The 24,326-nt window shown below is 67.0% G+C and carries 8 protein-coding genes; 4 read left to right on the plus strand and 4 right to left on the minus strand.

Translation table 11 applies throughout. The features are described 5' to 3' along the window. The first annotated feature begins 2 nt into the window (after positions 1–2). From V1292_RS00005 to V1292_RS00020, 4 genes are read left to right on the plus strand one after another with little or no spacing between them, the layout of a single operon-like run. Positions 3–6,128 (plus strand): amino acid adenylation domain-containing protein, encoded by a 6,126-nt coding sequence (locus V1292_RS00005; protein WP_334369753.1) that lies wholly within the window; start codon positions 3–5, stop codon positions 6,126–6,128. A 15-nt stretch (positions 6,129–6,143) separates the two neighbouring features. Further along, on the plus strand, positions 6,144–12,638 hold the full coding sequence (locus V1292_RS00010) for an amino acid adenylation domain-containing protein (protein ID WP_334369754.1): 6,495 nt from the start codon (positions 6,144–6,146) through the stop codon (positions 12,636–12,638). Beyond that, positions 12,635–18,700, plus strand: a complete 6,066-nt coding sequence (locus V1292_RS00015; RefSeq protein ID WP_334369755.1) for an amino acid adenylation domain-containing protein — start codon at positions 12,635–12,637, stop codon at positions 18,698–18,700. The genes V1292_RS00010 and V1292_RS00015 overlap by 4 nt, the downstream gene beginning before the upstream one ends. Continuing rightward, entirely contained in the window at positions 18,697–20,166 is a 1,470-nt protein-coding gene (locus tag V1292_RS00020; protein ID WP_334369756.1) for an MATE family efflux transporter, read from the plus strand. Before V1292_RS00015 ends, V1292_RS00020 begins: the two co-directional genes overlap by 4 nt. A 119-nt stretch (positions 20,167–20,285) precedes the next feature. On the opposite strand, the gene V1292_RS00025 is transcribed toward V1292_RS00020, so the two are convergent. The 4 genes from V1292_RS00025 to V1292_RS00040 all read right to left on the minus strand — a co-directional run bounded on the left by V1292_RS00025 (position 20,286) and on the right by V1292_RS00040 (position 24,212). Continuing rightward, the gene (locus V1292_RS00025; RefSeq protein WP_334369757.1) at positions 20,286–21,263 is read right to left on the minus strand and encodes a HEAT repeat domain-containing protein; all 978 of its coding nucleotides are present in this window, start codon (positions 21,261–21,263) and stop codon (positions 20,286–20,288) included. A gap of 2 nt (positions 21,264–21,265) precedes the next feature. After that, entirely contained in the window at positions 21,266–21,499 is a 234-nt protein-coding gene (locus tag V1292_RS00030) for a 4Fe-4S dicluster domain-containing protein (RefSeq protein WP_008141081.1), read from the minus strand. A 33-nt stretch (positions 21,500–21,532) separates the two neighbouring features. After that, complete coding sequence (locus V1292_RS00035) at positions 21,533–23,275, minus strand: fumarate reductase/succinate dehydrogenase flavoprotein subunit (RefSeq protein ID WP_334369758.1); 1,743 nt, start codon at positions 23,273–23,275, stop codon at positions 21,533–21,535. A 163-nt stretch (positions 23,276–23,438) separates the two neighbouring features. Beyond that, positions 23,439–24,212 (minus strand): ferredoxin--NADP reductase, encoded by a 774-nt coding sequence (locus V1292_RS00040; RefSeq protein WP_334369759.1) that lies wholly within the window; start codon positions 24,210–24,212, stop codon positions 23,439–23,441. Positions 24,213–24,326 lie beyond the last annotated feature (114 nt).

Consider the following 24,326-nt stretch of genomic DNA (forward strand, 5'->3'; position numbering starts at 1 on the left):
AGGTGCTCAAGCTCGACCGCATCGGTGTCAACGACAACTTCTTCGCGCTCGGCGGCGATTCGATCCAGTCGATCCAGTTGGTGGCGCGGGCCAACCGGGTCGGACTGAGCCTGTCGGCCCGCCAGGTGTTCGAGCAGCAAACCATCGCGGGTCTGGCGGCGGTGGCGGGCCGCGCGACGGCGGTTTGCGCCGAACAAGGGCTGGTGCAGGGCGAGGTGCCGCTGACCCCGATCCAGCGCTGGCTGTTCGAGCAGGAGCTTTTGGCGCCGCATCACTTCAACCAGGCGGTGCTGCTGGAATGCGATGCGAGGCTGACGCCGGCAGCGCTCGGCGACGCGCTGCGTCACCTGGTGCGGCATCACGATGCGCTGCGGCTGCGCTTTTACCGCAGCGAGGATGGCTGGCATCAGGCCCATGCCGAGGATGCCGAGCCGGCGTTCGAGCAGATCGATTTGTCCGCGCTCGACGCCGCCGCCCAATCCGCCGCCCTGGCCCGGCATGCCGATCGCCTGCAGGCCAGCCTCGAGCTCGCCACCGGCCCGCTGGTTTGCGCCGCCTGGTTCGATCTCGGGGCGCAGGGCCGCCGGCTGTTGCTGATCCTGCATCATCTGGTGGTCGACGGGGTGTCGTGGCGCATCCTGCTCGACGACCTCGATGCCGTCCTGGCGGCGCTGCAGCGGGATGAACCGGTGCAGCTTGCGGCCAAGACCACCTCGTTCAAGCGGTGGGCCGAACAGCTCACCGCCTATGCCGGATCGGCGGCCGCGCAACGCGAGCTGGCGTACTGGCAACAGGTGCCCTGGTCGGACGCCGAACGCCTGCCGGTGGACCATCCCGGCGGCATCAACACCGCCGGCGCGGTGCGCATGGTGAGCATGTCGCTCAGCGAAGCCGACACCCGCGCGCTGCTGCAGGAGGTGCCGAACGTCTACCATACCCAGATCAACGACGCGCTGTTGACCGCGCTGGCCGAGGCGGTGGCGGCCTGGAGCGGGCGGCGCCGCCTGCTGGTCGCGCTCGAAGGCCATGGCCGCGAGGCCCTGTTCGCCGCGGCCGACGTCTCGCGCACCGTGGGCTGGTTCACCAGCCTGTTCCCGGTGCGGCTGGATCTCGGCGGTGCGAGCGATCCCGGGGCGGCGTTGAAGGCGGTCAAGGAGCAGTTGCGCGCCGTGCCCAACCGCGGCATCGGCTACGGCATCCTGCGCTATCTCGGCGGCGCCGCGGCGGTGGAGGCGCTGCCGGTGCCGGAGCCGGAGATCAGCTTCAACTATCTCGGTCAACTCGACGAGGGTGGCGGCGCGCGGCCGTTCCGCTTCGCCGAGCAGAACACCGGCGCGCTTACGCACCCCGGCAACGCGCGCCGGCATCTGATCGACGTCTCCGCCCATGTCCGCGACGGCCGGCTGCAGCTGCAGTGGTTTTACAACGCAGGCCGGCATGCGCCCGAGACGATGACGGCGCTGGCCGAGCGCTATGTCGCGGCGCTGCGCGACCTGATCGCGCATTGCAAGACCAGTGAAGGCGGCTTCACGCGATCGGACTTCCCGCTCGCCGCCACCCGCCAAATCGAGCTCGACCGCCTGATCGCGATGCTCGGCGGTCCCCGGCAGATCGAGGACATCTATCCGCTGTCGGCGACCCAGCAGGGACTGTTGTTCCACAGTCTCTACGCGCCGGATTCCACCGTCTACGTGATCTCGCTCGGCTGCCGGCTGGTCGGGGCGCTCGATGTCGATGCGTTCGAACAGGCCTGGCAGCGCATGGTCGCGCGCCACGCGGTGCTGCGCACCGCCTTTGTCGGCCAGGAGCTGGAGCAGCCGCTGCAGGTGGTGCTGCGCCATGCCGTGCTGCCGTTCGAGCGCCACGACTGGCGCACCCTGGACGCCGCCGAACAGGCGACGCGGCTTTTGGCCCTGCAGCAGGCCGAGCGCGCCCGCGGCTTCGACTTCACGCGCCCGCCGCTGCTGCGGCTGCATCTGGTGCGCACCGCCGCGGCCGAGTACCGGCTGATCTGGAACAGCCATCATATCGTGTTCGACGGCTGGTCGATGCCGATCCTGTTCAACGAGGTGTTTGCCGCCTACGGCGCGCTGTGCCGGCGCGAGACGCCGCAGCTAAAGCCGCCGCGCCCGTTCCGCGACTACATCGGCTGGCTGCAGCGCCAGGACCAGGGCGCCGCCGAGGCTTACTGGCGCCGACGCCTGGCTGGCTTTGCGACCCCGACCGCCCTCGGGCTCGGCCGGCCCGCCGCGCCGACCGATCCGGTGGATCACTATGCCGAGCATGAGGGGACGTTCCCGGTCGCGTTGGCCGAGATCGAAGGGTTTGCGCGCCGGCATCGGCTGACCCTCAACACCCTGGTGCAGGGCGCCTGGGCGCTATTGCTGTCCCGCTATGGCGACAGCACCGAGGTGGTGTTCGGCGTCACCGTCTCGGGCCGCCCGGCGGAGCTGCCCGAAGTCGAGCGCACCGTCGGGCTGTTCATCAACACGCTGCCGCTGCGCCTTGCCGTACCCCCCAGACAAAAGATCCTGGACTGGCTGCGCGAGGTCCAGGCGCGGCAGAGCGAACTGACCGACTATCAGTACAGCGCGCTGGCCGATGTGCAGCGCGCCAGCGAGGTGCCGGCGGGCACGCCGTTGTTCGACAGCATCGTGGCGTTCGAGAACTATCCGGCGGAGATGTCCGCGCTCGGCGAACTGACGCGGACGGTCCGGATCACCGATGTCCGCCCGACCGAGCGGACCAACTATCCGCTGACGCTGCAGGTCACGGTCGGGCCGACGCTGTCGTTCCGGCTGATCTCTGATGCCCACAGGTTCGAGGCGGTGGCGGTCGAACGGCTGCTCGGCCACTTCACCCACCTGTTCCGGCAGATGATCGCCGACCCGGAGCGGCCGCTGTCGGCGCTGGCGCTGTTGAGCGAGGCCGAGCATCGGCAGCTCGTCGCGGGCTTCAACGACACCGCGGCGGAGTATCCGCGCGGCCTGCTGCATGAGCTGTTTGCCGCACAGGCGGCGCGCACGCCAGATGCGGTGGCGCTGAGCCTGGACGAAGCGACGCTGAGCTACGGCGACCTCGAGCGCCGCGCCAACCAGCTCGCCCATCATCTGCGCGAGCTCGGGGTCGGCCCCGACGTCGTGGTCGGGCTGTGCGCCGAGCGCTCGTTCGAGATGGTGATCGGCCTCCTCGGTATCCTCAAGGCCGGCGGCGCCTATTTACCGCTCGACCCGGACTACCCCGCCGACCGCCTCGCCTTCATGCTGGCCGACGCCAAGGTGCCGGTGCTGCTCACGCAGGCGGCCGTGGCCGATCGGCTGCCGGCAAGCGAAGCGACAGTGGTGCGGCTCGACGCCGATTGGCCGCTCATCGCCCGGTGCCCCGAAACGCCGCCGGCGACCGACGCCGGCGCAAACAACCTCGCCTATGTGATCTACACCTCGGGCTCGACCGGGCGTCCCAAGGGGACGCTCATCACCCATGATTGCGTCACCCGGCTGTTCGCCGCCACCGACGCCTGGTTTGACTTCGGCCCGCACGATGTCTGGACGCTGTTCCACTCGCTGGCGTTCGACTTCTCGGTCTGGGAGCTTTGGGGCGCGCTGCTCAACGGCGGCAGGCTGGTGGTGGTGCCGTACTGGGTCAGCCGGTCTCCAGACCTGTTCCACGAGCTGGTGGCGCGCGAAGGCGTGACCGTCCTGAACCAGACGCCCTCGGCCTTCGCCGGGTTGATCCAAGCCGATTCCATCATGCCGCGCGCGCTGTCGCTGCGGCTGGTCATCTTCGGCGGCGAGGCGTTGAATTTTGCCGGGCTCAAGCCGTGGTTCGAACGCCACGGCGATGCGCGCCCGCAGCTCATCAACATGTACGGCATCACCGAGACCACCGTCCATGTGACCTGGCGGCCGGTGCGGCGGAGCGACGTCGACGCCGCGGCGAGCGCCATCGGCCGCCCGATCCCCGATCTGCAGGCCTATGTGCTCGATCGCCACGGCGATCCGGTCCCGCTCGGGGTCGCCGGCGAGCTTTACGTCGGCGGCGCTGGCCTCGCGCGCGGCTATCTGAACCGTCCGGGGTTGACCAGCGAACGCTTCGTGCCGAGCCCGTTCGTCGCCGGTGAACGGCTCTACCGCACCGGCGATCTGGCACGCTGGCGCGCCGAAGGACGGCTCGACTACCTCGGCCGCATCGATCACCAGGTCAAGCTCCGCGGCTTCCGCATCGAACTCGGCGAGATCGAAGCGGCGCTGCTCAACCACGACGCGGTCGAGCGGGCCGCCGTTGTTGTCAACGAAGACACCGACCGCCGGCTGATCGCCTATGTGGTGGGGCGCGGCGACGCGCGGCCTGACGCCGCCGGCCTGCGCCATCATCTCCAACAGGCCCTGCCGGACTACATGGTGCCGGCCGGCTTCGTGATGCTCGATCAGTTGCCGCTCACCGCCAACGGCAAGCTCGACCGCAAGGCCTTGCCGGCGCCGGACTGGCAGGGATCCGGCGAGACCATCGCCCCGCGCAACCCGACCGAAGCGGCGCTCGCCGCGATCTGGCGCGACGTGCTCAAGCTCGACCGCATCAGTGTCAACGACAACTTCTTCGCGCTGGGCGGCGATTCGATCCAGTCGATCCAGTTGGTGGCGCGGGCCAACCGGGTCGGACTGAGCCTGTCGGCCCGCCAGGTGTTCGAGCAGCAAACCATCGCGGGTCTCGCGGCGGTGGCGGGCCGCGCGACGGCGGTTTGCGCCGAACAAGGCCTGGTGCAGGGCGAGGTGCCGCTGACCCCGATCCAGCGCTGGCTGTTCGAGCAGGAGCTTTTGGCGCCGCATCACTTCAACCAGGCGGTGCTGCTGGAATGCGATGCGGGCCTGACGCCGGCAGCGCTCGGCGACGCGCTGCGTCACCTGGTGCGGCATCACGATGCGCTGCGGCTGCGCTTTTACCGCAGCGAGGATGGCTGGCATCAGGCCCATGCCGAGGATGCCGAGCCGGCGTTCGAGCAGATCGATTTGTCCGCGCTCGACGCCGCCGATCAATCCGCCGCCCTGGCCCGGCATGCCGATCGCCTGCAGGCCAGCCTCGAGCTCGCCACCGGCCCGCTGGTTTGCGCCGCCTGGTTCGATCTCGGGGCGCAGGGCCGCCGGCTGTTGCTGATCCTGCATCATCTGGTGGTCGACGGGGTGTCGTGGCGCATCCTGCTCGACGACCTCGATGCCGTCCTGGCGGCGCTGCAGCGGGATAAACCGGTGCAGCTTGCGGCCAAGACCACCTCGTTCAAGCGGTGGGCCGAACAGCTCACCGCCTATGCCGGATCGGCGGCCGCCCAGCGCGAGCTGGCGTACTGGCAACAGATGCCGTTCTCGGACGCCGGACGCCTGCCGGTGGACCATCCCGGCGGCATCAACACCGCCGGCGCGGTGCGCATGGTGAGCATGTCGCTCAGCGAAGCCGACACCCGCGCGCTGCTGCAGGAGGTGCCGAACGTCTACCACACCCAGATCAACGACGCGCTGTTGACCGCGCTGGCCGAGGCGGTGGCGGCCTGGAGCGGGCGGCGCCGCCTGCTGGTCGCGCTCGAAGGCCATGGCCGCGAGGCCCTGTTCGCCGAAGCCGACGTCTCGCGCACCGTGGGCTGGTTCACCAGCCTGTTCCCGGTGCGGCTGGATCTCGGCGATGCGAGCGATCCCGGGGCGGCGTTGAAGGCGGTCAAGGAGCAGTTGCGCGCCGTGCCCAACCGCGGCATCGGCTACGGCATCCTGCGCTATCTCGGCGGCGCCGCGGCGGCGGAGGCGCTGCCGGTGCCGGAGCCGGAGATCAGCTTCAACTATCTCGGTCAACTCGACGAAGCGGACGGCGCGCGGCCGTTCCGCTTCGCTGAGCAGAATGTCGGCGCGCTCACGCATCCCGGCAACGCGCGCCGCCATCTGATCGATGTCTCCGCCCATGTCCACGACGGCCGGCTGCAACTGCAGTGGGTCTACAGCACGGCTATTCACCAGACGTCGACCATTGAGGCCGTGGCGCAAACCTTCGTCGCGCAGCTACAGAATCTGATCGAGCATTGCGAGGCCAGTGAAGGCGGCTTCACCCCGTCGGATTTTCCACTCCTGCAAGCCAACCTCAGTTTTTGAGATCGGAGCCGACCGATGAACGTTCATGCACGCAGAAGCAAGGCTCAGTCCAGCATCGGCCAGCGAGAGCTCGATCGTTTGATCGCTGCGGTCGGCGGCCCCCGGCAGGTCGAGGACATCTATCCGCTGACAGCACTGCAGCGAGGCCTGTTGTTCCACAGCCTCTACGAACCGGAATCGAACGCCTACGTGATATCGGTCGGCTGCCGGCTAGCTGGGACACTCGATCTCGATGCGTTCGAACAAGCGTGGCAGGCCGTGGTCGAACGCCACTCCGCGCTGCGCACCGCCTTTGTCGGCCAGGAGCTGGAGCAGCCGCTGCAGGTGGTGCTGCGCCGTGCCGTGCTGCCGTTCGAGCGCCACGACTGGCGCGAGCTTGGCGCCGCCGAACAGGAGGCGCGGCTTGCCGCCCTGCAGCAGGCCGAGCGTGCCCGCGGCTTCGACTTCACGCGACCGCCGCTGCTGCGGCTGCATCTGGCTCGCACCGCCGCGGCCGAGTACCGTCTGATCTGGAACAGCCATCATATTATGTTCGACGGCTGGTCGATCCCGTTGCTCCTCGATGACGTGTTCGCCGCCTACTGCGCGCTGAGCCGGCGCGACGCTCCGAAATTTGCACCCGTGCGCCCATTCCGAGACTATATCGCATGGCTGCAGCGCCGGGATCTCGGGGTCGCCGAAGCCTATTGGCGCAAAGCTCTCGCCGGCTTCGAGACACCGACCCCATTGCTGCTGGAGCGGCCCCGCCGAGATGCCGTTCGCAGCGATCGCTATGCCGAGCATGTCCATGTCTTTGATGCCGAACTCACCGCGCTCGAGAGTTTTGCCCGGCATCACAAGCTCACCGTGAACACGCTGGTGCAGGGCGCCTGGGCGTTGCTGCTTTCGCTTTACGAGGACAGCGACGACGTGGTGTTCGGCGTCACCATGTCGGGCCGTCCGGCGGAGCTGCCCGAAGTGGAGCGCACGGTCGGGCTGTTCATCAACACGTTGCCGCTGCGCATTGCGATCCCACCGCAACAGACGGTGGCTGACTGGCTGCATGCAGTCCAGGCGCGGCAGACCGAGCTGCTGGAGCATCAATACAGCCCGCTGCCGCTGGTACAGCACTGGAGCGAAGTTAAGGACGGCACGCCGCTGTTCGACAGCATCATGGCGTTCGAGAACTTTCCGGCCGAAATGTCCGCTGCCGCCGATCTGACGCAGACCATAGGAATCACCGACGTACGGTCGACGGAGCGGACCAATTATCCGCTGACGCTCCAGGTCGCCATCGAAAAGGCGGTGTCGGTCAAGCTAATCTACGACGCGGACCGGTTCGAGGCAGTGGCGATTGAACGCCTCGCCGGCCACTTCGCGCGGCTGCTTGAAGAGCTGATGGCAGATGCCGAGCGGCCGCTGTCGGCGCTGACGCTGTTGAGCGAGGCCGAGCGCCGGGAGCTGATCGCGCGCTCGAATGAGACAGCGGCCTATCGACAGCATCTCTGCCTGCATGAGCTGTTTGCCGCACAGGCGGCGCGCACGCCAGATGCGGTGGCGCTGAGCCTGGACGAAGCGACGCTGAGCTACGGCGACCTCGAGCGCCGCGCCAACCAGCTCGCCCATCATCTGCGCGGCCTCGGCGTCGGCCCCGACGTCGTGGTCGGGCTGTGCGCCGAGCGCTCGTTCGAGATGGTGATCGGCCTCCTCGGTATCCTCAAGGCCGGCGGCGCCTATTTACCGCTCGACCCGGACTACCCGGCCGACCGCCTCGCCTTCATGCTGGCCGACGCCCAGGTGCCGGTGCTGCTCACGCAGGCGGCCGTGGCCGATCGGCTGCCGGCAAGCGAAGCGACAGTGGTGCGGCTCGACGCCGATTGGCCGCCGATCGCTCGCCATCCCGACACCGCCCCACCACAGGTCTGCGCGCCCGACAACCTCGCCTATGTGATCTACACCTCGGGCTCGACCGGGCGTCCCAAGGGGACGCTCATCACCCATGATTGCGTCACCCGGCTGTTCGCCGCCACCGACGCCTGGTTTGACTTCGGCCCGCACGATGTCTGGACTCTGTTTCACTCGCTGGCGTTCGACTTCTCGGTCTGGGAGCTCTGGGGCGCGCTGCTCAACGGCGGCAGGCTGGTGGTGGTGCCGTACTGGGTCAGCCGGTCTCCAGATCTGTTCCACGAGCTCGTGGCGCGCGAAGGCGTGACCGTCCTGAACCAGACGCCCTCGGCCTTCGCCGGGTTGATCCAAGCCGACTCCATCATGCCGCGCGCGCTGTCGCTGCGGCTGGTCATCTTCGGCGGCGAGGCGTTGAATTTTGCCGGGCTCAAGCCGTGGTTCGAACGTCACGGCGATGCGCGCCCGCAGCTCATCAACATGTACGGCATCACCGAGACCACCGTCCATGTGACCTGGCGGCCGGTGCGGCGGAGCGACGTCGACGCCGCGGCGAGCGCGATCGGCCGCCCGATCCCCGATCTGCAGGCCTATGTGCTCGATCGCCACGGCGATCCGGTCCCGCTTGGGGTCGCCGGCGAGCTTTACGTCGGCGGCGCCGGCCTGGCGCGCGGCTATCTCGGCCGGCCCGGCCTGACCGCCGAACGCTTCGTGCCGAGCCCGTTCGTCGCCGGTGAACGGCTCTACCGCACCGGCGATCTGGCACGCTGGCGCGCCGAAGGACAGCTCGACTACCTCGGCCGCATCGACCACCAGGTCAAGCTCCGCGGCTTCCGCATCGAGCTCGGCGAGATCGAAGCGGCGCTGCTGAACCACGACGCGGTCGAGCGAGCCGCCGTTGTTGTGAACGAAGACACCGACCGCCGGCTCATCGCCTATGTGGTGGGGCGCGGCGACGCGCGGTCTGACGCCGCCAGCCTGCGCCATCATCTCCAACAGGCCCTGCCCGACTACATGGTGCCGGCCGGCTTTGTGGTGCTCGATCAGTTGCCGCTGACGCCCAACGGCAAGCTCGACCGCAAGGCGTTGCCGGCGCCGGACCGCCTTGAGCAGGACGCCTACCTCGCCCCACGCAATGCCGCCGAAACGATGCTCGCCTCGATATTCGCCGATGTGCTCGGCCTTGAGCGTGTCGGCATCAACGACGACTTCTTCGCGCTCGGCGGCCATTCGCTGCTCGCGACCCAGGCGGTTGCCCGCGTCCAGCAGGAGCTTGGAGTCGACCTCCCTTTGCGCACCCTGTTCGAGGCCCCAACGGTAGCGAGCTTAGCCGAGCGGCTGCAGATGGCGCCGGCAACGTCCGCGGCTCCGCTGCTGCCAGTGGAGCGGAACGAGCCGCTGCCGCTGTCGCATGCGCAGGAGCGGCTGTGGTTTTTGGAGCAGCTCGGGCTCGCGGGCGGCAGCTACAACATTGCGGTGGCGGTGCGGCTGACGGGCCGGCTCGATGTTGCGGCGCTGTCGGCGGCGCTGAGCGAGGTGGTGCGGCGGCACGAAGCGTTGCGCACGCGGTTCGAGAGCCGCGGCGATGGCGCGGTCCAGGTGATCGATCCGCCCTGGCCGGTGGCGCTTTCGCCGCAGGCGGTCGAGCCGCGGCAGGCCCGGCAGCGCGCCGATGCCATCATGCAGCAGCCGTTCGATCTGGCGCGCGACCGGCTGCTGCGCGTGGCGCTGTTGCAGCTCTCGCCGGACGTTCATGTGCTGGTGCTGGCGATGCATCATGTGGTGTCCGACGGCTGGTCGATGGGCGTCCTGGTGCGCGAGGTCGAAACGCTGTATGCGGCGCTTGCGGCCGGCCGGCCCTCGCCGCTCCCCGCCCTGCCGATCCAATATGCCGACTACGCGGTGTGGCAGCGGCGCTGGCTGGCGGATGCCGCGCTGACGCGGCAGCTCGGCTATTGGACGGAGCAACTGTCCGGCGCGCCGGCGGGGCTGGAGCTGGCGGCCGATCGGCCGCGCCCGGCGGTGCCGAGCTTTCGCGGGGGGTTGCGCACCTTCACCGTCGACCCGGGCCGCACCGCCGCGCTGATCAAGCTGGCGCGCCAGGAGGGCGCGACGCTGTTCATGGCGCTATTGGCGGCGTTCAATGTGCTGCTGGCGCGCTGGAGCGGCCAGGACGATGTGGTGGTCGGCACCCCGATTGCCGGGCGGACCCGCGCCGAGACCGAAGGCCTGATCGGGTTCTTCGTCAACATGCTGGCGTTGCGCACCGACCTCACCGGCGCGCCGTCGTTCCGCGACGTGCTGCGGCGGGTGAAGGCGGTCGCGCTCGAGGCCTATGCGCATCAGGACCTGCCGTTCGAGAAGCTGGTCGAGGCCCTGCATCCGATCCGCGACTTGAGCCGCGAGCCGATCTTCCAGGTGGTGTTCGCGCTGCAGAACATGCCGCAGCGGCCGACCCACATGGCCGGCCTGTCGATCGAACCGTTCGACAGCGGCGCGGTGCCGGCCAAGTTCGATCTCGAGCTCTCGGTGGCCGAAGTCGACGGCGGCCTGTCGGCCTCGCTGGTCTACGCCACCGATCTGTTCGACGACAGCACCATCGAGCGGCTGGTGGGCCACTTCGGGCGGATCCTGGACGGCATCGTGGCGGAGCCGGACCGGCGCATCCGCGAACTGGCGCTGCTCGGCGAGGCCGAACGCCGGCAACTGCTCGCGGACTGGAACGGCCCCGCGGCGCTCTATCCGCAGGATCGCTGCCTGCATGAGCTGTTTGCCGAGCAGGCGGCGCGGCGGCCCGACGCCATCGCCGTGGTGCTGGAGGATCAGACGCTGAGTTACGGCGAACTCGAGCGCCGCGCCAACCGGCTTGCCCATCATCTGCGCGCGCTCGGCGTCGGCCCCGACGTCGTGGTCGGGCTGTGCGTCGAGCGCTCGCTGGACATGGCGGTCGGCGTGCTCGGCATCCTCAAGGCCGGCGGCGCCTACCTGCCGCTCGACCCGCGCTACCCCGCCGACCGTCTCGCCTACATGCTGGCCGACGCCAAGGTGACGGTGCTGCTCACCCAGGAGGCGCTGGCCGATCGCTTGCCCGCGCCGGCCGCCAGGCTGGTGCGGCTCGACACCGATTGGCCTGACATCGCCCGGCAACCGGAAACGCCGCCGGCCAGCGGCGTCGATGCCGATCATCTCGCCTATGTGATCTACACCTCGGGCTCGACCGGCCGGCCCAAGGGCGTGATGATCCCGCACCGGGGCATCATGAACCTCGCCGAGGCGCAGCTCGCCCAGCTGCCGCTCGCCCCCACCGACCGCATCCTGCAGTTCGCCTCGATCAGCTTCGATGCCGCGGTGTGGGACGTGGTGATGAGCTGGCGGGTCGGCGCCGCGCTGGTGCTTGCCGAGCCGCACGATCTGATGCCCGGCGAACCGCTGCGCGACCTGTTGATCCGGCAGCGCATCACCACGGTGCTGCTGCCGCCCACCGCGCTGGCGGCGCTGCCGGCGGCGGCGCTGCCCGACCTCACAACCCTGATCGTCGGCGGCGAGGCCTGCTCCGCCGAGATGCTGCGACCCTGGCTGTCCGGCCGCAGCGTGCTCAATGCCTATGGCCCGACCGAGGTCAGCGTGTGCACCACCATGTTCCGCTGCGCCGGTAATCGCCGGCCGCCGATCGGCCGGCCGTTGCCCAATGCCCGCATTTATGTGCTGGACCAGCAAATGGAGCCGGTGCCGGTCGGGGTGGCGGGCGAGCTCTACATCGGCGGCGCCGGCCTGGCGCGCGGCTATCTGCTGCGGCCCGGCCTCACCGCCGAGCGGTTCGTGCCAAACCCGTTCGCCGACGGCGAACGGCTCTACCGCACCGGCGACCTGGTGCGCTGGCGCGCCGACGGTGAGCTCGACTTCCTCGGCCGGCTCGACACCCAGGTCAAGCTGCGCGGCTTCCGCATCGAACTCGGCGAGATCGAGGCCACCCTGTTGTCGGACGCCAATGTCGCCCAGGCCGTGGTGGTGGCGCGGGAGGACGCCGCCGGCAAGCGGCTGGTGGCCTATGTGGTGCCGCGCCAGGACGCAATGAAAGACGCAATGCAAGACGCGACGAAGGACGCGACACCCGACGCGGCCTTCGACCTCGGCGAATTGCGCCGCCAGCTCCAGCACAAGCTGCCCGACTACATGGTGCCGGCCGCCCTGGTGAAACTCGACCAGCTCCCGCTCACCCCCAACGGCAAGCTCGACCGCAACGCCCTGCCGGCCCCCGACCGCCACCGCGAAGCAGAGCACCAGCCGCCGCGCAATCCGGTCGAGACCGTGCTCGCCGGACTGTTCGCCGAAATCCTCGGCCTCGAACGCGTCGGCATCAACGAAAACTTCTTCGAACTCGGCGGCCACTCGCTGTTGGCGATGCAGCTCGTCAGCCACGTGCGCGCCGCCTTGGGAGTGACGTTGCCGGTCCGCGTGATCTTCATGGGGCCGACCGTTGCCGAGATTGCCGTCCGCACCGAGGAAGCGCTCGCCAACGAGATCGAGGCGATGACACCCGAACAAGTGGAGATCGCATTGCAACGTCTGGATGGTGGCAAGGCAAAGCACAGCGAAGTTTCCACGACAACGATCGGGAGCATCGGATGACGGACATTGCATTGCTGCGGCGTGAGCTGCTGCATCGACGGGTCGCGGCTGCGTCCATGGGACGGCTTGCCTCCCAAGACATCGCGCGCCGCGGAGCCGCCGAGGCCCCGCTGTCGCATGCGCAGGAGCGGCTGTGGTTTTTGGAGCAGCTTGGGCTTGCGGGCGGCAGCTACAACATTGCGGTGGCGGTGCGGCTGACGGGCCGGCTCGATGTTGCGGCGCTGTCGGCGGCGCTGAGCGAGGTGGTGCGGCGGCACGAAGCGTTGCGCACGCGGTTCGAGAGCCGCGGCGATGGCGCGGTCCAGGTGATCGATCCGCCCTGGCCGGTGGCGCTTTCGCCGCAGGCGGTCGAGCCGCGGCAGGCCCGGCAGCGCGCCGATGCCATCATGCAGCAGCCGTTCGATCTGGCGCGCGACCGGCTGCTGCGCGTGGCGCTGTTGCAGCTCTCGCCGGACGTTCATGTGCTGGTGCTGGCGATGCATCATGTGGTGTCCGACGGCTGGTCGATGGGCGTCCTGGTGCGCGAGGTCGAAACGCTGTATGCGGCGCTTGCGGCCGGCCGGCCCTCGCCGCTCCCCGCCCTGCCGATCCAATATGCCGACTACGCGGTGTGGCAGCGGCGCTGGCTGGCGGATGCCGCGCTGACGCGGCAGCTCGGCTATTGGACGGAGCAACTGTCCGGCGCGCCGGCGGGGCTGGAGCTGGCGGCCGATCGGCCGCGCCCGGCGGTGCCGAGCTTTCGCGGGGGGTTGCGCACCTTCACCGTCGACCCGGGCCGCACCGCCGCGCTGATCAAGCTGGCGCGCCAGGAGGGCGCGACGCTGTTCATGGCGCTATTGGCGGCGTTCAATGTGCTGCTGGCGCGCTGGAGCGGCCAGGACGATGTGGTGGTCGGCACCCCGATTGCCGGGCGGACCCGCGCCGAGACCGAAGGCCTGATCGGGTTCTTCGTCAACATGCTGGCGTTGCGCACCGACCTCACCGGCGCGCCGTCGTTCCGCGACGTGCTGCGGCGGGTGAAGGCGGTCGCGCTCGAGGCCTATGCGCATCAGGACCTGCCGTTCGAGAAGCTGGTCGAGGCCCTGCATCCGATCCGCGACTTGAGCCGCGAGCCGATCTTCCAGGTGGTGTTCGCGCTGCAGAACATGCCGCAGCGGCCGACCCACATGGCCGGCCTGTCGATCGAACCGTTCGACAGCGGCGCGGTGCCGGCCAAGTTCGATCTCGAGCTCTCGGTGGCCGAAGTCGACGGCGGCCTGTCGGCCTCGCTGGTCTACGCCACCGATCTGTTCGACGACAGCACCATCGAGCGGCTGGTGGGCCACTTCGGGCGGATCCTGGACGGCATCGTGGCGGAGCCGGACCGGCGCATCCGCGAACTGGCGCTGCTCGGCGAGGCCGAACGCCGGCAACTGCTCGCGGACTGGAACGGCCCCGCGGCGCTCTATCCGCAGGATCGCTGCCTGCATGAGCTGTTTGCCGAGCAGGCGGCGCGGCGGCCCGACGCCATCGCCGTGGTGCTGGAGGATCAGACGCTGAGTTACGGCGAACTCGAGCGCCGCGCCAACCGGCTTGCCCATCATCTGCGCGCGCTCGGCGTCGGCCCCGACGTCGTGGTCGGCCTGTGCGTCGAGCGCTCGCTGGACATGGCGGTCGGTGTGCTCGGCATCCTCAAGGCCGGCGGCGCCTACCTGCCGCTCGACCCGCGCTACCCCGCCGACCGTCTCGCCTACATGCTGGCCGACGCCAAGGTGACGGTGCTGCTCACCCAGGAGGCGCTGGCCGATCGCCTGCCCGCGCCGGCCGCCAGGCTGGTGCGGCTCGACACCGATTGGCCTGACATCGCCCGGCAACCGGAAACGCCGCCGGCCAGCGGCGTCGATGCCGATCATCTTGCCTATGTGATCTACACCTCGGGCTCGACCGGCCGGCCCAAGGGCGTGATGATCCCGCACCGTGGCATCATGAACCTCGCCGAGGCGCAGCTCGCCCAGCTGCCGCTCGCCCCCACCGACCGCATCCTGCAGTTCGCCTCGATCAGCTTCGATGCCGCGGTGTGGGACGTGGTGATGAGCTGGCGGGTCGGTGCCGCGCTGGTGCTTGCCGAGCCGCGCGATCTGATGCCCGGCGAACCGCTGCGCGACCTTTTGATCCGGCAGCGCATCACCACGGTGCTGCTGCCGCCCACCGCGCTGGCGGCGCTGCCGGCGGCGGCGCTGCCCGACCTCACAACCCTGATCGTCGGCGGCGAGGCCTGCTCCGCCGAGATGCTGCGACCCTGGCTGTCCGGCCGCAGCGTGCTCAATGCCTATGGCCCGACCGAGGCCAGCGTGTGCACCACCATGTTCCTCTGCGCCGGGGATCGCCGGCCGCCGATCGGCCGGCCGTTGCCCAATGCCCGCATTTATGTGCTGGACCAGCAAATGGAGCCGGTGCCGGTCGGGGTGGCGGGCGAGCTCTACATCGGCGGCGCCGGCCTGGCGCGCGGCTATCTGCTGCGGCCCGGCCTCACCGCCGAGCGGTTCGTGCCAAACCCGTTCGCCGACGGCGAACGGCTCTACCGCACCGGCGACCTGGTGCGCTGGCGCGCCGACGGTGAGCTCGACTTCCTCGGCCGGCTCGACACCCAGGTCAAGCTGCGCGGCTTCCGCATCGAACTCGGCGAGATCGAGGCCACCCTGTTGTCGGACGCCAATGTCGCCCAGGCCGTGGTGGTGGCGCGGGAGGACGCCGCCGGCAAGCGGCTGGTGGCCTATGTGGTGCCGCGCCAGGACGCAATGAAGGACGCGACACCCGACGCGGCCTTCGACCTCGGCGAATTGCGCCGCCAGCTCCAGCACAAGCTGCCCGACTACATGGTGCCGGCCGCCCTGGTGAAACTCGACCAGCTACCGCTCACCCCCAACGGCAAGCTCGACCGCAACGCCCTGCCGGCCCCCGACCGCCACCGCGAAGCAGAGCACCAGCCGCCGCGCAATCCGGTCGAGACCGTGCTCGCCGGACTGTTCGCCGAAATCCTCGGCCTCGAACGCGTCGGCATCAACGAAAACTTCTTCGAACTCGGCGGCGACTCGATCCAGTCCATTCAAGTGGTATCGCGCGCGCGAGCCGCGGGCGTGGCGATTACTCCGAGGCAGATCTTCCAATACCAGACGGTGGCAACGCTGGCCCACGTCGCCGAGCAGCCGGCGGCAGCAACCGAGGTCGACGTCACCAGCGGCGCAGCGCCGCTGACGCCGATCCAGCGCTGGTTCTTCGAGCAGCCCGGACCGATCGAACATTTCAACCAGGCGGTGCTGCTGGAAGTCCCGGCCGACATCCGACATGCTCGTCTCGAACGCGCACTCGCATCCCTCTTGATCCATCATGACGCACTCCGCAGCCGATTTGTTCGAAGGCCCACGGGCTGGCAGCAGGAATATCTGGCTGCGGACGAGGTGGCGCCCATCGCGGTTGCGCATTTCGACATGGCTGAGCTCATGCCCGATGCGCGGATCGAACAGATGGAGATTGCCGCGACCACGCTGCAGCAGAGCCTCGATCCGGTTGCCGGTCGTCTGGTTGCGGCCGCATGGTTCGACTTCGGCGCCGATACGCCGGGCCGCCTGCTGTTGGCCATCCACCACCTTGTCGTGGACGGCGTGTCCTGGCGGATCCTGATCGAGGACTTGATCGCGGGCTATGGCCAACTCGAACGCAGCGAGACCGTCGAGCTTCCAGGCAAGACTACGTCATTCAAGAGCTGGGCGACACGACTCCAAAACCATGCCGAGGATGTTGCAGTCTCGAGCGAACTCGATTTCTGGACCGCCGCCTGCCACGAGGCGCCTGACCTGCCGATCGACCACGCCGTCGATCTACGCCACGCCACCTACGGTCAAACGGAGGGGCTGACGCTTCTGCTCACGGCCGAGGAGACGCAGGCGCTGCTGACCGCCGTGCCGCAGGCCTATCACAGCCGGATCAACGATGCGCTCCTCGCCGCGTTGTCCGTCGCCCTGGCCGGCTGGCGCGCTGCGCGCGGAGAGGCCGAAACGGCCACGCTCGTCGATCTCGAGGGTCACGGTCGCGAGGATCTGTTCGCCGCAGTCGACCTGTCGCGGACCATCGGCTGGTTCACCACCATGTTTCCTGTCAGACTCGATGCCGGGCGGCTGGACCTCGAACAGGTCATGGCCGGCGGGCCCGCGGCCGGCGCAGCACTCCGGCGCGTCAAGGAGCATCTGCGTGCGGTGCCGCACGGCGGCATCGGCTGGGGCCTGTTGCGCTACCTCAATGAGCAGACGGCCGAAGCATTGCGGTCGCTGCCACGCGCCAAGATCAGCTTCAATTATCTTGGCCGTTTTGATGAGGGGCCCGATTCCGGATGGCGCTTGGCGGCTGAAAGTTCCGGGCTGACGATCGCGCCGAATCGCGGCAGGGATCATCTGATCGAGGTTGTGGCGTTGGTAAAGGACGGCACGCTGCAGATCCAGTGGCGATGGTGGCCTGCCGCGCATGATCGAGCTTCGATCGTCGACCTGGCGGAATGCTTCGCAGCGGCGCTGCGCGGCCTGATTCGCCATTGCGCGACCCGTGGTATCAGCAGCCATACGCCTTCCGACTTTGCTTTGGCTCAGCTTGACGAGACCCGCCTCAACGCGTTGCAGCAGCGCTATCCGGATCTCGAAGACATCTGGCCGCTGGCTCCCATGCAGCACGTTATGCTCTCGCATGCACGCCGGTCACCGGACAGTGTGGCCTACCATGAGCAATTGTGCCTGACGCTTGAGGGGGATCTCGACCGAGCGGCGCTGGAAGCGGCGTGGCGCGAATTGACTATCCGGCATGCCGCAATGCGCGTCGCCATCGCTGACGACGTCGAGGAAGCACCGCTGCAGGTGGTGCGACGGGATGCCAAGCTGCCGTGGCGCGCCGACGACTGGTCGGGGCTCGATGTGCAAGTCGCCGAACGCCGCCTCCAGAACCTGCTCGCGGAGGACCGGGCGCAAGGTTTCGATCTTGCCTCTGGCATGCTGCTGCGGGTCTGTCTGCTGCGTCACTCGCGTGTACGCCACAGCATGATCCTGAGCTTTCATCACCTGCTATTGGACGGGTGGTCGATCCCGATCATGCTGCGCGAGCTCTTGGCGTTCTATCAGTCTGCGCGGCAGCGTCGACCGGCGGCCTTGCCGTCGGCGCGACCTTATCGCGATTACCTGGCATGGCTTGCTGCGGCGGATCGAACCGCCAGCGAAGCGTTCTGGCGCAACCGCCTGGCGGGCCTCGCGCCGCACCGGCTCGATCTGCCGGCGGGAGAATCCGAGGCATCGCCCGATGCGGCGGGCGAGCACCGCGCAACTCTCTCGGAGCAGCTAACTGCGCAACTGCAGGCGCTGGCGCAGGCACAGCGGCTGACAATGAACACACTCATTCAGGGGGCATGGGCCTTGGCACTAGGGCGCCACACAGCGGATGACGACTTGATCTTCGGGATGACCACCGCAGGTCGCCCCGGCGAGCTCCCAGGCGTCGAGCGGATGGTCGGGTTGTGCATCAACACGCTGCCGCGCCGCGTACGACTGGACCCGACGGCACGGGTGACGGATTGGCTCGTGGATTTGCAGGCCCAACAAGCCGAGGAACAGAGCCATGACGGCTGCTCGTTGATCGACATCCGACGCTGGAGCGGCGCTCCGGCCGACGAGGCGCTGTTCGAGTCGGTGATTGTCTTCGAGAATTATCCGGTTGGACCAACGCTTGCGGACCAGGCGGCTGTATCGGCGACCGAATTGCGAGTCGGTGCCATAGCGAGCTTCGAGGAGGGCGTTCACTTTCCGCTATGCCTGGTCGCAGCGCCCGGCGCGCGGATAAAGTTGCGGGTTATCTTCGGTCGTCGACGTTTCGATGCAGCCGCGATCAGTCAACTCGCGGATGACCTCGTGAGCCTGCTGACGGCGATCGCTGCCGATCCCGGGCAACGGTTGGCCGCGCTATGGTCGGACATCGCAGGCGCTGAGCCACCCTATCGGACGGCGCCGATCGATACGATCGATCCGCCGAACCCGGTGAGCCCGCCGTGAACCTGCAAAACCCGCCATCGCGCGTGCGCCGGCACCACGCCCCCGCCGATCCCAGCAGCACCACCCATGAGGCGCCGGTCCCGCCGGCGTCAACCCGGGGGCCGGCATCCCCGCCGCAACTTCATCAATTCGACGAAAAGCAGTTGTGGCGGGCAATGGCGTGGTTCGTCGTGCCGCAGACGGCAAATGCCGTGCTTCAATTGTTCTCCGGCACCATCACGGCGATTTATTTCGGGCAGCTTCTCGGCCCATGGGCACTGGCCGTCGCCTCGGTGTTCTTTCCGATCTTCCTTCTGCTGGTCTCGTTTTTGATCGGCGTCATCACCGGCGGCATCGTTCTCGTCGGTCGCGCCTATGGCGCCGGCGATACGCAGCAGATCAAGAGTGTGACCGGAACCACCCTGTGCGTCTGCGCCTTGGTCAGCATTGCCATCGCGGCAGTCGGCTATCGCTTCACTCCGGAACTGCTGGCCGTGATGGCAACGCCGCCGGATATTCTATCGCCTGCCGTTGCTTACGCGCGCGTGACGTTCGTCTCGTTGCCGATCATGACATTGTTTTTCGCCTACACCTATCTTCTGCGCGGCACCGGCGATGCGCGGACGCCGTTCCTGGCGACGGCCTTGTGCATCGCCATCAGCCTGCTACTGACGCCGGCCCTGATCGAAGGCTGGTCCGGACTGCCGAAGCTTGCGGTGACGAGCGCCCCGTGCGCCAATCTCGTAGCCTGCACGATATCGCTTCCGGCCCTCATGGCCTATCTTGCGGTCCGGCGACACCCGATGGCGTTCGACCGGGAGCTGTTGCGCCGAGTTCGGATCGACCCGGCGATCGCCCGATCGTTCCTGGCCATCGGCGTTCCCGCCGGTGTCCAGATGGCGATGGCTTCGCTGTCCGAAGTGGCAGTGGTCTTTCTCGTTAACGCTTTCGGATCGAGCGCGACCGCCGCTTACGGGGCCGTCAACCAGGTGGTCGGATATCTGCTGGCGCCGATGCAGGGTGTAGCGCTTGCCGCCACGGCGTTTGCGGCGCAGGCCGTTGGCGCGCGGCGAGCCGACCGGCTCGGAGCGATCACGCGGATTGCGACGGTGCTGAACGTTCTGATTGGCGCGCCGGTGGTCTGCGTCATCTGCCTGTTCCCGCAGATTGTCCTTTCGTGGTTCATAACCGATCCCGATACGCTGTCGATCGCCAGCCGCGCCTTACGGATCGCGCTCTGGAGCTATCTGTTGTTCGGAATCGGCAACGTCCTCGCCGGCGTCATGCGAGCGACCGGCGTGGTAGTGTGGCCAGCGGGCATTACGATTGCCGCAATCTGGCTGGTCCAATTGCCCATCGCGTACCTGGTCTCCCGCTGGATCGGGCTGGACGGCATCTGGATCGGCTACCCGGCCGGCTTCATCGCCGCGCTGCTTGCTCAAGTGATCTACTATGGTTTGGTTTGGCGGCATCGGCCCCACCAATGAGCGTACAATGTTTCGCAACAGCGTTCGTGCGCCAAATGCAAAAAGGGACCCGTGGTTCTCTTCGCAGTCGGCAAGCGCGCAGCCGCTCCGAATTTCTCGACCGTCCGGCAATCTACAGGCTAGGAACTCGTCTTCGCCCTCCTGGCAGCAACCTGCTGGAGCGCCCAGCGAGAGTTCTTTCTGACCTCGGGATCCGGATCGTTTGCGACAAGAACGAGAAACGGTTCCGCAGCTGGATCGGCAATCTCCCCCAGCGCTGCCGCCGCCTCCTTCCGCAGATTTGCCTGCTCGTGCGTGATGCACTTGCCGATCGGGCGAACCGCCTGGTCTACCTTCATCTTGCCGAGACTTCTGATTGCCTTGAGCCGCACCTGCCAGAAATCGTCCGTCAACGCGGCGATCAATTGATCCGCCGCAACGAAGCCATTGACGTTAAGACCCAGCGTCTCCGCCGCCATTTCGCGGACCATCCAGTCATCATCCCCAAGCGTCCGCGTGATCGATTCGGCTGCAGGCTTCATCTGGGAAAACGCCAGCGCGCTGACCGCCGCCCGCCTGACATGGGCATCGGGATCCCCAGTGGATGCGGTGAGCGCGGGTATGGATTCCTCAAGCTTTAAAAAGCCGATGACGCCGATCGCCTGTACGCGTACCGCAGCATCGCTGTCCCGGAGCGCTTCCAGCGCCGGCTTGAGCGTGTCCTTGCGCCGCAATTCCTTCAGCGCACGGAGCGCGCCCATGCGGACAAAGGCGTGCGCGTGCTTGACCAAGGGGAGTATGGCATCGGCGCATGCTGAGTCCTTCAGTTCAGCCATGCTATCGGCCGCAGCGGACGCGACCGCCTGCTCCGGATCGACCAACAGTTTCGCCAAGGCCGCTGCCGACTGCGGGCCGTCGAACTCTCCGAGCGCCATCGCCACCTGTTGACGCACCCCGGCGTCCGGATCGGCGACCATGCTGCTCAGAAGCCCGACGGCCGCGGGATCGCCGGAATGGCCCAGTGCGATGATTGCGACGCGGCGCTCGCCAGGATCGGCAGCTCCGAGCCGTTCATCGGCGTCTTCGAGATCGTCGTAGGATTCGAAAGGGCCCGACATGATTACCTCAGAAGGTACGGAATGTTGACAGTAACGGCACCGGTCGGGCAGTCGGCTTCGCACGGCATGCAGTACCAGCACTCGTCATACGCCATGTAGGCCTTTCCGGTCATGTCGCTGATGCGAAGCACGTCGAGCGGACAAACATCGACGCAGACCGTGCATCCCTTGTCCGCGATACACTTGGCGTCGTCCACAACGACCGGCACGGAGGTCTGATAACTGGCGAGAGGCATTGCTAAGTCTCCTGGTGCTTCGTTGCAGGGCGGTTATGCGCTGGCGCGGATGCGTTGCTTGTCGTACAGACCTTTCTCTTCGTCGGCGATCGGGACGACGTAAGGCTCTACATCCCGCTTCTCACTGGTCATCCTGCCGTTCCTCTTGCTGAGAAGCGTGTGGCAAAACCAGTTCGCGTTGTCCTTCTCCGGAAAATCGGTGCGGAGGTGATAGAGGCCCCAGCGGCTTTCCTCGCGGTAGAGCGAGGCGTGAGCTGCCATGTCGGCGCAATCGAGTATCGACTGGGCCTCAAGCGCGCGAAGCAGTTCGTGCGAGTTGCGCGCGATCATTCGCTGCTCCATATCCTCGCGAACCTCCGCCAGCCGACGCTGGCCGAGCTGGAACTTGCGCGTGACCTTCGGCGGCTGCAGGTAATCGTTGACCAGGCGGCGGGCCTTGTACTCGATCTGGTTCGGCGGGATGCCGTCTTCCCGCCTTGTCGGGGCCATCACCCGGTCGCGCTCTTTGGCCACGTCGGCCGCATCGAACGCTGCGAAGTCGTGATTGTCCGCGAACTCCATCGCGTCGATGCCCGCAACCGAACCGTTGGTAAAAGCGCCAAGCATGTAGTTGTGAGGCACGCTGGCCATATCGCCGGCGGCGTAAAGACCTGGCACGGTCGTGCGCGCAAAATCATCAACGAACACACCGGATGCGCTGTGTCCCGAACAGAAACCGATCTCGGAGATGTGCATCTCGATCGATTCGGTCCGATAGTCGGTACCCCGTCCCTTCTGGAACAGCCCGCGCGTCGGTCGCTCTACCTTGTGCAGCGTGGACTCGATCTCCTCGATGGTCTTCTCGTGAAGATGCGAGAGCTGAAGAAATACCGGTCCCTTGCCCGACAGCAATTCGTTGTAGAACTCGAGCATCATCTGGCCCGACCAGTAATCGCATTCGATGAAGCGCGATCCTTCGTTGTTGGCCGTGAACGCGCCGAAGGGACCGGCGACGTAGGCGCAGGCCGGTCCGTTGTAATCCTTGATCAGCGGATTGATCTGGAAACATTCGAGGTTCGCGAGCGCAGCGCCGGCATGATAGGCCATCGCATAGCCATCGCCTGAATTGGCGGCGTTTTCATAGGTACCGAACATATAGCCCGACGTGGGAAGGCCAAGGCGACCGGCGGCGCCCATGCAGAGGATGACAGCCTTGGCCTTGATCACCAGGATCTCGGCGGTGCGCGTATTGACGCTGATGGCGCCCGCGACGCGTCCGTCGTGCGACGTCAGCAGACGGGTCGCCATGTAGCGGTTCGAGATCAAGATCCGCGCCCGCCGGAGCTGGCGGTAAAGGGCCTTCTTGACCGTCTCACCGTTCGGCATCGGCAGGACATAGGTGCCGATATGGTGCACCTTCTTGACGGCGTAATCGCCGTTCTCGTTCTTCAGAAAGCGGATGCCGAAACTGTCGAGCTCCTCGATGATCTTGTAGCAATTCTGCGCGTATTTGTAGACGGCCTTCTGATCGACAATGCCGTCATTCGCGATGGTTATTTCCTTGGTGTATTGCTCCGGCGTCGCGTAGCCGGGAATGACGGCGTTGTTCAACCCGTCCATCCCCATCGAGATCGCGCCCGACCGCTTGACGTTCGCCTTTTCGAGTAGAACGACATTCGCCTTGGGGTTCTTCAGTTTCGCCTTGAGCGCCGCCATCGGTCCGGCCGTACCGCCGCCGATAACGAGCACATCGCAGGAAACTTCCGAATGCCCGTCGACGATCTCATCCATTGCCATCATTCGCTCCTGGTTCGGCGTGTTCGCCGTCTTGGCGCTAGATTTTGTCCGGCTGGTCCTTCGGCGATAGCAATTAGTTGTCGCCGGAGAGAGAAACTCAATGTTTGAGCCTTCTGCCGAAATCGAAGTCAGATCTTGAACAACAATGAGGCAGCCGTAACCGTTATCGCTCAACGAAAGCCTTCTCGATCACGAAGTGCCCGGGCTCGCTGTGATTGCCTTCGACAAAACCGCGCGCCGCGAACATCACGCGGAGCTCCTCCAGCATGCCCGGGCTGCCGCACAACATGACCCGGTCGGTCTCCCGATCGAGCGCAGGAAGTCCGACGTCGTTGAACATCTGACCCGACTCGATCAGGTCGGTAATGCGGCCACGGTTACGAAACGGCTCGCGGGTCACGGTCGGATAGTAGATCAGCTTGCCGGCGAGCAGCGGACCGAACAACTCGTCCTCTCGAAGCCTTTCCACCAGGCGCTCGCCATAAGCCAATTCGGAAACCTGGCGGCAGCCATGGGCGAGAATGATCGTCTCGTAGGACTCGTAGATGTCGGGATCCTTGATGAGGCTGGCGAACGGCGCGATACCGGTTCCGGTCGAAAGCAGTAGCAGCCGCCTTCCCGGAGTGAGGTTTCCGGTGACAAGCGTGCCGGTGGCCTTGCGACCGACGAGAATGATGTCACCCTCCTTGATCTTCTGCAGGCGCGAGGTCAGAGGTCCATCGCTGACCTTGATGCTGAAGAATTCGAGAGCGTCCTCATGGTTGGCGCTCGCCATGCTGTAGGCACGGACAAGCGGACGTCCTTCGACCTCGAGGCCGATCATGGCAAATTGCCCATTTTGAAAACGAAAGCCCGGATCGCGCGTGGCTGTGAAGCTGAACAGGGAATCGGTCCAGTGTTTCACTGAAAGAACCGTTTCCTTCTGGTAAGCGCTCATCGTGCTTCCTCCGTCGATCGTTCGATCGTCAAAAATGCGCATGTCAACGCGACGACGGAACGTTGGGTGAGAAGCAAAAATCTCGCAACGACGGAGTTCAGTTCTTGGTCGATT

The sequence above is a fragment of the Bradyrhizobium sp. AZCC 1719 genome (assembly GCF_036924525.1).
Lineage (GTDB): Bacteria > Pseudomonadota > Alphaproteobacteria > Rhizobiales > Xanthobacteraceae > Bradyrhizobium.